The following is a 13,494-nucleotide window of genomic DNA, read 5'->3' as shown; positions in this document are numbered from 1 at the left end:
GGTTACAAAAAATAAAGGGTTAAATTGTAAATTTTGTGTTTCAATAAATGCATCAAACTCGGTACATGGTAATGTACCTTTATTAAAAGACGATGACGACTTTCATGCATTATAAATATTTTTTGATGGCAAGCTCTGTTTTGCTACTAAGTGCTTGCGGTGGTTCAGGCTCAGATGATACGCCAACTATTAACGGAAATGAAATTCCTATTTTATCTGTGGCTAATATTCCAAGCGATATAACCAAAAGCCAAACTATTGAATTAACTGCAACAGCGAGCGATAACGACGGCACAATAACAAGTGTGATCTGGGAGCAAACTGCTGGTCTTAAGGTACTTGATGAGCCAATAGCTGCTAACTCTGTGATAATAAATATTCCTTCAGCATTGAGTTATTCACCAAAAGAGTATGCCTTTAATGTAACTGCAACGGACAACGAAGGTGCTATTGCAGTTAAAACGGTAAGTTTTATTGCCAGAAACGCGATGGATGAATTTGCTGCTGCACGTTTGCTACACCAAGGTAGTATGGGGCCAACACTTAATGAAATACGCAAAGCCCAAGGGTTAAGTGAGCAGCAATGGCTTGAAAGCCAAATAGCATTGCCAATTGAATACCACCGAAGTTATTTAGTCAAAAGTCCGGATCAAGATGACTTTAGATATATCAACCGTATTGATGGTTGGTGGAAGGCGACCTTGCGCAGTGACGATCAGCTTCGCCAGCGCGTTGCATTTGCATTGAGCGAGATATTAGTCGTGTCGGATGCCAACAGCAGCTTAAGCTCTCAACCAGAAGGAATGGTTACCTACTACGATTTACTGCTTAAAAATGCATTTGGTAATTACCGGGAGTTACTAGAGGATGTCACGCTTTCGCCAATTATGGGGACTTATTTAAGCCATTTAGGTAACGAAAAAGCAGATGATGCACTTAACATTCGTCCAGACGAAAATTACGCACGTGAAGTAATGCAGTTATTTACCATTGGGCTTGAAGAGCTAAATAAAGATGGTAGCGCAAAGCTTGATGCCCAAGGGAATACCATTGCCACTTACGGGCAGTCTCAAATTGAAGGCTTTGCACGGGTATTTACTGGTTGGACGTTTGCCGATAGTGAAACGTTTAAACGCAAAAGCCGTGATTATATTAAACCAATGCAAGCATTTAGCGAATACCATTCAAGTAAACAAAAAGTACTTTTAAATAATGAAGTAATCCCTGAGGGCTATGGGCCAGAGGAATCACTGCAAATAGCACTCGATAATTTATTTAATCACGCGAATGTAGCACCATTTATTACTAAGCAACTAATTCAACGATTAATTACATCAAATCCAACCCCTCAATATATTGAGCGAGTGGCTAATGTGTTTAACGATAATGGCGATGGTGTGCGTGGGGATTTAGCGGCTGTCATTAAAGCTATTTACTTGGATGACGAGGCTCGTCATTTTGGCAGTGTTTTAAGCTATCAAGGAAAAGTTAAGGAGCCCTTACTAAAAACAGTACAATTTTGGCGAAACCTTGATGCAAGGTCTTTAGAAGGGGAGTATAGAACATGGAATTTAATAAATAATTATGGGCAGGGGCCAATGCGTTCGCCATCTGTATTTAACTTTTTTAGACCCGATTATCAGCCAGCTCAATTACGCAGTGATGAGTTAGTCGCACCGGAATTACAAATAGCGGGTGATACTACATTAATTGGCACTATGAACGAGCATTTCTCAGGTTTAGTATGGGGAACTGCAGAAGCACGTGATGATTTAAATCCCAAAGAGTTATATGTTTATATCAAGAGCGATATGAGCTTTTTAAAAAGTAACGGGGTAGGTGCCTTACTTGAACAGTATAATGTTTTATATTTTGCCGGTTTAATGAGTGCTGATACGCGCCAAGCATTACTTGATTTAGATGCATACTTTAATGATGCCGAATATCGAGAACGGGTATCGTATTTACTTTACATAATTGCTATTTCACCTGAATTTAATCTGCAGTATTAGGAGAGACATAATGAGCATAAATAGAAGACAGTTTTTGTCGTTATGTTTAAAAGGCGGTGTGTCGGCGGCCGCGTTAACAAGTTTACAACTGCAAGCATTAACGGGGTCAGTAAATGCGATTGAGTTGGGGGATTACAAAGCGTTGGTGTGTGTGTTTTTATATGGCGGTAATGATTCACTTAATATGCTAGTACCATTAGAAGGTGAGCAACGTAGTTTGTATGAACAAAGTCGTCAAAACCTTGCTGTTTCGGCGCCTATAGCACTTAATAGTGCAACTAATTTTGTTGGTGGAGTTGGGCTGCATCCTTCGCTTGCGCCTATTAAAAGTGTGTTTGATTCGTCTAATCTAGCGTTTGTTGGCGGCCTTGGAACTTTACTCTCACCTACTACTCTCGATGATTATAAAAATAAAACAGTGACGATCCCCAAACATTTGTTCTCGCATAATGATCAGCAGGCATCATGGATGTATGGGCGTGAAAAACAGTCGTTAAATAGTGGGTGGGGCGCACGTTTACTTGAGCGCTTAGAGCAGCAAGATCAGTTTGCCGCTAATATATCGCTTGATGGTACAAACCTTTGGCAAACGGGTAATCAAACAAAAGCATTTGCACTTAATAAAAGCGGTATAAGTAAAATTAATGCATTTAGTGATTATAAGCCGCGCATGGAACATGTAACTACTATAATGAACCGGATTATGAGTAATACAGTTCATCCCCTCAGTAGTGCTTACGCTGATAGCTTCAAGTCGGCGATTAATAACACCCAAGCGATGAATAATGCGCTAGAAACAGCGCCAGCGTTAATTACTTCATTTAGTGATACAAGTTTATCGGAGCAGTTAGCAGCAGTTGCTAAAACAATTAGCGTGCAGTCAAAATTAAGTACTCAGCGCCAAGTGTTTTTTGTGTCTATGGGCGGGTTTGATACCCATGATAATCAGCTAGATACTCACCCTGTATTGCTAAGCACATTAGCCCAAGGGCTTAGTGAGTTTGATAGTGCGATGAAAGAGCTTGATATGGCAGATAAAGTGACTGCGTTTACTATGTCTGATTTTGGTCGTACGTTGACCTCAAATGGCGATGGTACTGATCATGGTTGGGCAGGGAATCAAATAGTAATGGGCGGCGCAGTAAAGGGTGGCGATATATATGGTGAGCTTTTAACTCAGCATTTAGATGGCCCACAAGATACCAGTGGCGGGCGTTTAATTCCAAGCGTTGCAAATGAGCAGTACTTTGCCACATTGGCTCAGTGGTTTGGTGTGCCGAGCTCTGAGCTTGTTGATATTTTTCCTAATTTAAGTAACTTTGATCACACAACATTGGACTTTTTTGTGTAATTAGTCGCTAATAGTAATCTAAAAGCACTTATAGGCAGTATAAGCTACTCGTTAATAGCGTTTATCTGTTTAATAATAAAAATCACACATAATAAAGGAATCATAAAATGAAAATTTTAGTGAGCTTAGTTAGTTTAATTGCCTTTTTGCTGGTCGTTCTGCCTGGGCCTTTGTACAAATTTGGTATTGTAGAACTAGGAACTGCATTTACAGGCTTTCGATTTGGCGTTTATGCAGGTGGCGCTGCACTTGTGCTACTTTTAATACAGATAATCTTTATGCGTAAAACCGTGACATTTGGTAGTGCAGCTATTGCGGTTGTATTTTCAGCAGTGGCTATAGCAATGCCTTTAAATATGATGAACACAGCTAAAAGTGTGCCGCCAATACATGATATTTCTACCGACTTAGTTAACCCCCTCAGTTTGTAGCTATTGCACCACTTCGTGTTGATGCGCCAAACCCAGTTGCCTATGCAGGCGAAGAAACCGCAATTGAACAACGCAAAGCTTACCCAGAACTTGCAACGCTTAGTTTTGCTCAATCTAAAACTGATTTGCTTGAAGCTACAGAGCAAGCAGTGAAAAACTTGGGTTGGGAACTTGTTAACACAGATACAAGTTTAGGTCTTGTAGAAGCGACTGATACAACAACATGGTTTGGTTTTAAAGATGATGTCGTTGTCCGCATTAACGATGAAGGCAGTGAACGTTTTGTCGATATTCGTAGTAAGTCGCGAGTAGGACGTAGTGATTTAGGCAAAAATGCACAGCGCATTCATACATTAATTAATGAGATAAATACTGAGCTAACAAAATAACGCCCAAGCGTTGTTTGGGCTTTTTTGTGTTTATTATTTAAAACTCAGCTTAATATCAATTCGCCTAATTAATCCCTCAAATTGATTAAGTATTATTGTGGATTGCTATAACTGGCGGCTTGCGCTGTTGGTTGCTGTTTATTTAGTTGTAAGTAACTTAGTAGCCACATCCCCAAACCACCTAAAAATAATGCAGCTGCTACGTAACCTGTTTGATTAGGTGCAGCACCCTGTGCTATTGCAATTCCACCGACCCAAGGGCCTATAGCATTGGCAGTATTAAATGCGCACTGTACTAAGGCGCCAATCATAGCGTGGCCTTCGGGGGCGACGTCCATTAAAAGCGTTTGAATCAGCGTAGCCAAGCCCACACTGCAACCAATAAAGAAGATCACAGCATAAAGAGCCCAAATATTATGGCTTGCCGTTACATAAGCAAAGGCAAATACAATGGTACATACAAGTGCAAGACCAGTGGTTTTAATTGCAGATTTATCGGCTGCTTTACCCAGTACATAGTTACCGAGCGTACAACCGATACCAAACATTACCATTGCGATAGAAATAGTATACGGGGCTGTTTTTGTTACCACTAATATGGTGTCGGCAATGTAAGTATAAATACAAAACACCCCACCAAAGCCAATAATTACAATACCTAAAATAGACCAAACCAGTTTATTTTTAAGTACGCCAAACTCGTTTAGTAAGTTAGAGGGTTTAGCGTTATCGATATTTGGCACTACTTTATAAACAAAAATAAAAGCAATAAATGCAAGCACTGCAGCGCCGGCTAAACAATACCGCCAACTTAAATTTTGACCTACAAGTGTAACTACGGGCACACCAACAATAGTAGCCACAGTTAAACCCATAAACACCTTAGACATAAAGCTAGCACGCTTACCTTTTGGGGCAATATCCGATGCTAATAAAATAGCTGCGCCAAAATATGCACCATGAGGTAAACCACTTAAAAATCTGAATATTACAAGTTGCTCAAGCGACGTTGCCATCGCGCTTAATCCGTTTGAGACAAACATTAAGCTTATAAAAATGAGCAATGCTTTGCGCTTTCTCATATTAGCAGTTGTTAGCATTAAAATAGGCGCGCCCACTACAACACCAATGGCGTAAGCACTAATTGCATAACCACTTTGTGATGGCGTTGAACCAAATGTTTCGCTAATCAGTGGCAGCATAGGCATCATCGAAAATTCAGATAATCCTAAAATAAATGTACCGAGCGCTAATACAAGTAAAATAGCGGTTCTGTTAAGTTGACTAGATGCCGACGTTACATCTGATGTCATAAAAAATCCTTTGAAATTGATGTGAAATACATAGATAAAAGCAACAGTAAAATATGTAAAAATATTATATAGGCTAGATTCTGTTTATCTTTCGAGATTGAATTTAACTGCAGTATATTTTTTAGGCAAGACAGAGCTTTTTAGTGTGATTATTCCCTCATGGATGTAGGTAAAAGGTGTGAGCAGAACGCTGAAGCTTTGCTCTGTTTTTACTTAGCCCACTAGGTTACACAACTCGCGCCGCGATTAAATCGAACCTAGATAGAACGAATTTTAATCTATAAACAGACCCTAGAAAAAATGACGTGATTTAGAGATAAACAGGTGGTTATATTAAGTTAAAAAGTGCGCGGCGTCATGTGCCAAACTGAAATTAAATAAGATATATACGATTTATGCATTTAATAGTGATATTTTTATATATAAAATAGATTATTATTGAGCCCGTTTATCTTTGGAAATTGAATTTACAGGAACTTGTTTACTTTTAAGCACAGTGGCCTTATGTACCCTGGTTAACTCCTATAAGCGTTTGATAACGTAGCGTAAATGCAAAGCATGCGCTGTCTTTACTCACTCTTATGTCAATGTAAATCAGTAGAGTAAGCAGGATCAGTTACCTAGCCTACGCCGCGATTTAATCGGCCAAGATAGAGTGAATTTTAATTTTTGAAGATCAACAGGCTCTAGATAGTTAATCTAAACTCGGATTGAAGTTTTTCCTCTAGCCAGAGATTTTCTGTGAAAACAAGACGAGTTTACGCGTTAATAGCTGGCCTATTGCAAGTAAATTAAACGCAGTTAGCGCTGAAAGTAACCACTTGAGATAGATTGATTATCCAGAGTTTCGGTCAATTAGTGTGATGCGGCGCATAAAGTCTAATTTATTAGATTAAATTTGTATTTTTGCCTATATTTAAATTTTATAGTTGTAGTATAGAGCTTAAATAAACAGCTCATTCAGATTAAACATTTACCCTAAGGCAGCTTATATGTTTGGTATAAATAAAAGTAACTCGAAAATAGAAGCACTTGAGTTACAAGTCGCTCAAAAAGAATCAGTATTAAATGCAATAACGAAGCATGTTGCTTATATTGAGTTTACGGCTGAAGGGATTATTTTAGACGCTAATTTATTATTTTTGAACACAGTAGGTTATACCAAGGATGTTGTTGGTCATCATCACCGTATGTTTTGTGAAAAATCATATGCGGAATCGAAAGAGTATACTCAATTTTGGAAAAATCTGAGAGATGGTAAGTCAGTGAGTGGGTCTTTTTTAAGATATAACTCCCAAGGCGAAAAAATATGGTTAGAAGCAACATACTTTCCAGTTGAAATAGATGGGGTTGTCGTTAAGGTAATTAAAATAGCCTCTGATATTACGGCTAATTACACGCAAAGAAAAGCACAAGAAGCAGTTGCAGAAGCATTAAGCAAAGCGTTGGCAACGATTGAATTTACCCCTCAAGGTGAAATATTAACAGCTAATAACAACTTTTTGTCTGCTACCGGTTATAAGCTAAATGAAATAACAGGTGAGCATCATAGGATGTTTTGCACCGACGAGTTTTACGATAAAAACCCACATTTTTGGGATGAGTTAGGGAAAGGGCAATTCAAATCAGGACAGTTTAAACGAGTAAAAGCAAATGGAGACATAATTTGGCTTGAGGCAACATATAACCCTATTTTAGATAACAAGGGAAACGTGATAAAGGTTATTAAATTTGCTTCGGATATAACTGAGCGCATGTCGCGTAACAGAGCCGTTACAGAAGCCGCAGCGATTGCACACGAATCAGCCGTTTCTACGGTTAAAACCGCCGTACTAGGCTCTGGTATTTTAAGCGATTCGATCGCAAATTCCGATGCCATCGTAAATCAGGTCCTTAAATCAGTTGAGTTAATTAAAAATCTAAATGAACAATCTGCGGTCATAGGATCAATTGTTTCTACTATAAGTAGTATTGCCGATCAAACTAATTTACTAGCTTTAAATGCAGCTATTGAAGCCGCTAGAGCAGGTGAATATGGCCGAGGTTTTGCAGTAGTAGCTGATGAAGTTAGACAATTGGCAGCAAGAACGAGTAGTTCTACAAATGAAATTGCAACGGTTGTAAAAAACAATCAAGAGCTGACCAATGATATTTCAAAGCAAATAACATCTGTTTCTGATTCCTCGGTTAAAGGGCGAGAGTTAATTTCAGAAGTATCTGACGTTATAAAAGACATTGAAGCTGGGGCGGAGAAGGTGTCGGAAATTGTGTCGCAGCTAAATGTATAAAATTTAAAGAATACATTTTTATATAAGGGTCACAGTTTTACTGTTGGCTCTTTTTTATAATTAAAACCATCCTTTATTTATGGCCTGCTTATCTTTTGAGGTTGAATTTTCAGCAGTATGTTTGGTATTTAAGTAAGGCAGAGCCTATGTAGTGTTTATTCCTCATAAATAGGCGATAACGTAGAATAAATGCCAAACACGCGCTGCACGAAGGGTTCTGTCTAGGGGCAATTTAACAACATTCTTAATTGATAAAGTGCGACAATATGTCGCGCTTTTGCTTTTGCAGTTCACACTATAATTACGCCAATTATTACAGTGGCATAAATTAACAATGGTTTATAAAAGCAAAACTCAAAAAACTTACTTACTTTCCCCTGTCGCACTTTTTATTAGCGGTGTGCTATCTCCTTTTGCATTTGCCGACGATACGCCTTTAGAAGTAATTGAAGTACACGGACATGCTCAAAATAAGCATTTAGCACTTGGTTCGTCAGAATCGTTATTAAGTGATTTAGGTGTCGATTTTTCAGCCGCGGGCGGCGTATCTAACCTCCCTATTTTAAATGGTTTAATGGGCGACAGAGTTAAAGTGTTAATTGATGGCGCAGATGTTACCGCTGCATGCGCTAATCACATGAACCCGCCACTTTCGTATATTTCGGCTAATCAAATTACGTCTTACAATGTGGTTGCAGGCGTGTCGGCTGTAAGCGCGGGCGGCGATAATATTGCCGGTGTTATAAGCGTAAACTCTATTTCACCACAGTATAGCGATAAAAGTGAATTAGATTGGCACTCAGGTTATGTGTCAGCAAAGTACAGTAGCGTTGATAACGGACGTAAACTTGGTGTAGGCGCTCGTTTAGCAAGCGACACGTTTAGCCTTAATTATCAGGGTTCGTTTAGTGACGCAGATAGTTATGAAGACGGTAACGGCGATGTAGTGCTTGATACATTGTATCGCGCACAAAATCATAGCTTAACCGCAGCAATGCGCGATGATAAACAGCAATTAGTTATAAAGCTAACACATCAAAAAATCCCGTATCAGGGGTTTGCAAATCAGTATATGGATATGACTGATAACACCAGTTACGGTGCAATAGTTCAATACAAACGCTCTTTTGATAACAGCGAGCTTGAAGGGCAAGTTAATTGGCACAGTGTAAAGCACGAAATGGGTTTTTTAGCCAAGAAAAAACAGGCATCATGCCAATGAAAACCGATGCACAAGATATAAGTACGCAGCTTAAATGGCGTATTGCGCTTGATAAAAATAGCAGTATTTTACTCGCTCAAGAATATTACAATTACAGCATTGACGACTGGTGGCCAGGTATTGCAGGCTCAACCATGATGGGACCAGACGATTACGTAAATATAAATAACGGTAAACGAGAGCGCATAGCGGCATTTGCTGAATTTGAGAGCCAAATAAATATAAAACTGTGGCTAAACGCAGGTGTACGTATTGAAAGTGTTAATACCCAAGTAGGTGAGGTTCAGCCTTACAACGACGGTATGAGCATGATGGATATGGACGATATGAGCAGTATGACCATGAGCGATATGTCTACAGATAACACTATTGCTGCACAGAATTTTAATGCTGGCGACAGAGATAAAACCGACACTGTAGTTGACGCTAATTTATTAATTAACTACCAAATAACAAATTATGATGAGCTGCAATTTGGTCTTGCCCGTAAAAACCGCGCGCCTAATTTATACGAGCGATACAGCTGGGGCGTAAGTAATATGGCAACCACCATGATTGGTTGGTATGGCGATGGTAATGGCTATATTGGTAACCCTGATTTAGACGTTGAAACAGCGCATACTTTAAGTGCTACTTATATTAAATCGGCTAAAGATGATGGTTGGCGATTAAGCACCAATGTTTGGTATACAGATGTGAATGATTATATTGATGCTGATAGTGTAAGAAGCTTCAATAGTTATGACTTGGACAATACAGCGCGTAACATTTTGCATTTTACTAATGTAGATGCCATTTTATATGGTGCAAAAATAGATTTAACAGCCAACATTTATGAATCTAAGAATTTAGGCAATTGGCAGTTACACGCTAATGTTACCAATACCAGAGGCAAGCGAGACGATACTAACCAACCGCTTTATCAAATTAAACCATTGCAAACTCAGCTAGGTATTAGCCAGCAAATAGGTCGATTTGAAAATGCGTTATCTTGGCAGTGGGTCGATACTAAAAGCCGTGTAGATAATAATCGTTTTGAAAACCAAACAGACATCTTCAGCTTGGTTAATTTAAGCTCTAAAGCCACATGGGATGCATTAACGCTAAGCGCAGAAGTGAGTAACGTGTTTGATGAGTACTACCAACTCCCATTAGGTGGCGTAAGCATTGCAGCACTTAAACAAGATAGCAGCAACGGGTTTGAACAACTTGCAGGACAGGGGCGCTCATTTAATATAAGTGCTAGCTATGCGTTTTAATTAACCTCATATTCAAATTTAAAATAAAGCAAAAGCCATAACCATGTTATGGCTTTTTTGCGCTTTAATAATTAAGCCGTAAGCTTATTTTTTATGAAATATTTGTACGCAAAAAGCGTTCTATTAAGCACGCTTGTACTATTTTACAGCGTTATTTTAAGGAAGTGCAGTAAAAAGTAGTAACTTGTTCATCACCCAATGATTAGGAAATACAGTGTTTAAGCAATTTAAAAATAAAGTGATGGGTGCGCCAACAGCTATGGCCGGTTTAGCTTTGGGTATTGCTAGTATGGGGTGGACATGGGAAAACGTTTTTAATTTAAACTCTCAAGGGCAATTTTTGGGATCGGTATTAGCTGGCGTATTAGTTTTACTTTTGGCTGCTAAGTTTTTACTACACCCTCATTTATTAAAAGCCGATTTAGCTCACCCAGTTGCAGGAAGTGTGATCCCTACATTTGCAATGGCTAATCTTGTTATTTCAAACTCAGTTGGGCAATTTAACCCATTAGTTGGCGATATTATGTGGGTTTTAGCTTTTGTGCTGCATCTCATATTTTTGGTGAGCTTTTTATACCAGCGAGCAAAAAAGTTTAATTTTGAAGATATGGCGCCCAGTTGGTTTGTGCCACCAGTGGGGATAATTATTGCAGATATTACTTTTTCGGGAAATCCGACATTAGCGTGGTTAGCTCACAGCGCACTGGTAATTGGTATATCAACGTACAGTATTATGCTGCCAATTATGTTTTATCGTTTTTTATTAGCATTAAAAAGTGACTACGAAATACAGCCAACACTTGCCATTTTAGCTGCGCCTGCCAGTTTAACATTAGCGGGGTATTTTCATATTGTAGCTAATCCATCACTTGTTATAGTGGGGGCATTATTTATATTAGCGATAATAAAAACACTGATTGTTTATGTGTTATTTATAAAGTTATTACGCAGACCTTTTACGCCGAGCTACGCTGCTTTTACGTTTCCAATGGTTATTGGGGCAACTGCATTATTTAAAATGAAAGACTGGATGCAAAGTATAAACCTCGCAATATCATATGTAGATACAGTTAATTACTTAGCTACGTTTGAGCTTATAGTTGCCACGGCAGTGGTATGTTATGTAAGTGGTCGGTACTTTTGCCACTTTAAATTATCAAAGCAACAGGTAACGTAAAGTTACTCTTGGATTACCTGTGGTTCATTATTTTCTTGTTCAGCTAGTTTTTCGCGCTCAGCTTTTGATACATAAGACGGTTTGTTGCTTTTATGCAATTTAGCGTTAGTGCGTTTATCTTTCTTTTGAAATTTAGTGACGATTTTTTTACGACGGTTCACAATTAAATACTCTGTTAATTTTAAGTCGCGCATTATACAGCCATCCTCATAAAAGCTGCTATATAAATATTTACCTTACGTTACCTGTGTGCCTGCCACAAATTGCTATATGTAAGCCTCCCATAGCGTTATAATTAATGCTCTTAGTTATTAATTAAATGGGAATTGTTTTGAAAAAGTTAGCTTTAGCCAGTATTGCTTTATTTGCGTTTGGTGCTCATGCGCAGCTAAATAAAAATATTGATAGCGTTGCCGATTACGCAGTAAATACCTACCAAAATGCTCAAATACACACACTAACTAACTTAGTGGCTTTTCCGACCGTTAATAAAAGCGACATTACCGCTCCTCAAAATCCCGATTTTATTGGCTTTAAAGCACTTTTAAGAATGAAAGCTGCAGAGCTTGGTTTTGACTATCAAGATTTAGGGTACACCGTATTAATTGGTATGGGCGAGCAAAGCGAAAAAGTAACGGTAGTAACCCACGGCGACGTGCAGCCTGCTAATGCTAGCAAATGGAAACAAAGCCCTTTTATTATTGATACATCTGAGCCCGGTAAATTAGTTGGTCGTGGTACTGAGGATGACAAAGGCGCAATAGCGACAGCGCTTTACGCCATGAAAGCAATTAAAGATAAAGGCATAACGCTTAATAACCGTATTGAGCTTATGATTTACCTTGCTGAGGAGTCTGATTGGGGTCCGCTTACTCAATTTATGAAAACGTATGAGCAACCAAAATATGCAGTAACGATTGATGCATCATACCCTGTAGTGGTTGCCGAGAAAGGCTGGAGCTTAATTGCACCTACTTTTAATGCAACATCACCACAGACGGGTTTATATGTAAAGGATGTAACTGGCGGTGCGTTTAGAAGCCAAATTCCAGAAGACGCAAGCTTAGTTTTGCACAATGCAAACGCAGCACTTATTAATATATTAAAAGCAAAAGCTAAAACATTAAATAAAGTTGAATTTAACTTTAGTGAAAAAAGTAATAGCTTAGCAATAAGCGTTAAAGGTATGTCGGCGCATTCATCTGAGCCGGAGTCGGGTATAAATGCCATTGCTTATTTAGCTGAGTTATTTAAAGGCGTGGAGCTTGAAAATAACAGTGACGGCCAGCTAATCGACTTTGTGAATCAGTTAATTGGTTTAGACATTCACGGTAAACAGTTTGGCGAAATAGCTTACAAGCACAACTTTATGGGCCCGATGACAGTGGCACCAACCGTTATTGAGCGCAATGGTAATGCGCTAACACTTGCTGTAAATGCACGTCGCCCTATGGGTAAAGACGAAGCTGTATTACAAAAGCAAATTGATGATGCGCTCGCTAATTGGCAAGCCACTAACAATGTAACGTTTGCCAATATAGAAACAATTATTGGCACACCTATGCTACTTGATAGCGCGCCGCATGCGCAAAAGCTGCTTGATATTTTCAAGCATTTTACGGGCGACGAAAAAGCTGACTTTGTATCAATAGGTGGTGGCACTAACGCAAAGCTGTTTGATAATGCGGTATCGTTTGGCCCTTCAATGCCAGGTAAGCGCTACACCGGTCACTCAGAGCATGAATTTATGACACTTGAGCAGCTTGAGCTAAATTTACGTATGTACACAGCGATGATGATAGAGCTGGGTAATATGTAAGTTGTAGTTGTTTAGAAAAAGCCGCGTTGTTTAACTGAAGTTACCCCCGCAAGGCGGCTTTTTTGTGCTTATTAAATTGGGCTACAAAACTAAGATTGTATCTATCGTAGTTATCATAGTCAGTGTAATTACACCAATTTGCATAAAGATTAAATCAATTTTATCCAGTCACTAGAGTATATGTTTTTAACTGCTTCAGGAGCTAAGATAAATTTATTCCACGCTTGCGATAC

The 13,494-nt window shown here is 38.8% G+C and carries 7 protein-coding genes and 2 pseudogenes; 7 read left to right on the top strand and 2 right to left on the bottom strand.

Features of this window, described 5'->3' with window-relative positions:
* The first annotated feature begins 104 nt into the window (after window positions 1–104).
* The 3 genes and pseudogenes from P4S65_RS17140 (at window position 105) to P4S65_RS17130 (ending at window position 4,183) form a co-directional block, all read left to right on the top strand.
* Entirely contained in the window at window positions 105–2,012 is a 1,908-nt protein-coding gene (locus P4S65_RS17140; protein ID WP_337120650.1) for a DUF1800 domain-containing protein, read from the top strand.
* A 10-nt stretch (window positions 2,013–2,022) separates the two neighbouring features.
* Window positions 2,023–3,363: a DUF1501 domain-containing protein gene (locus tag P4S65_RS17135; RefSeq protein ID WP_096793531.1), complete on the top strand. Its 1,341-nt coding sequence runs from the start codon at window positions 2,023–2,025 to the stop codon at window positions 3,361–3,363.
* A 107-nt stretch (window positions 3,364–3,470) separates the two neighbouring features.
* Window positions 3,471–4,183, top strand: a pseudogene (locus P4S65_RS17130) (DUF1499 domain-containing protein).
* A gap of 92 nt (window positions 4,184–4,275) precedes the next feature.
* Here the strand turns inward: P4S65_RS17130 and P4S65_RS17125 are convergent.
* A complete protein-coding gene (locus tag P4S65_RS17125) occupies window positions 4,276–5,559 on the bottom strand; it encodes an MFS transporter (protein ID WP_149615305.1) in 1,284 nt (427 codons plus the stop codon).
* A gap of 929 nt (window positions 5,560–6,488) precedes the next feature.
* On the opposite strand from P4S65_RS17125, the gene P4S65_RS17120 reads away from it, so the two are divergent.
* The 3 genes and pseudogenes from P4S65_RS17120 (at window position 6,489) to P4S65_RS17110 (ending at window position 11,442) form a co-directional block, all read left to right on the top strand.
* Window positions 6,489–7,784 carry a methyl-accepting chemotaxis protein gene (locus P4S65_RS17120; protein WP_008136983.1) on the top strand — a complete coding sequence of 432 codons (1,296 nt, stop codon included), beginning with the start codon at window positions 6,489–6,491 and terminating at the stop codon, window positions 7,782–7,784.
* 334 nt (window positions 7,785–8,118) lie between these two features.
* Window positions 8,119–10,265: pseudogene (locus P4S65_RS17115) on the top strand (TonB-dependent receptor).
* A 214-nt stretch (window positions 10,266–10,479) separates the two neighbouring features.
* Window positions 10,480–11,442, top strand: a complete 963-nt coding sequence (locus P4S65_RS17110) for a TDT family transporter (RefSeq protein WP_008136985.1) — start codon at window positions 10,480–10,482, stop codon at window positions 11,440–11,442.
* A gap of 2 nt (window positions 11,443–11,444) precedes the next feature.
* On the opposite strand, the gene P4S65_RS17105 is transcribed toward P4S65_RS17110, so the two are convergent.
* A complete protein-coding gene (locus tag P4S65_RS17105; RefSeq protein WP_007376860.1) occupies window positions 11,445–11,636 on the bottom strand; it encodes a DUF2986 domain-containing protein in 192 nt (63 codons plus the stop codon).
* 137 nt (window positions 11,637–11,773) lie between these two features.
* Here P4S65_RS17105 and P4S65_RS17100 point away from each other — a divergent pair, with 137 nt between their 5' ends.
* Window positions 11,774–13,261: a dipeptidase gene (locus tag P4S65_RS17100; protein WP_337120649.1), complete on the top strand. Its 1,488-nt coding sequence runs from the start codon at window positions 11,774–11,776 to the stop codon at window positions 13,259–13,261.
* Window positions 13,262–13,494 lie beyond the last annotated feature (233 nt).

It is taken from the genome of Pseudoalteromonas sp. B131b (assembly GCF_037162545.1).
Taxonomy (GTDB): domain Bacteria; phylum Pseudomonadota; class Gammaproteobacteria; order Enterobacterales; family Alteromonadaceae; genus Pseudoalteromonas; species Pseudoalteromonas fuliginea.
Note: the sequence above shows the minus strand (reverse complement) of the source record. Positions and strands in the feature narration are given on the sequence as shown.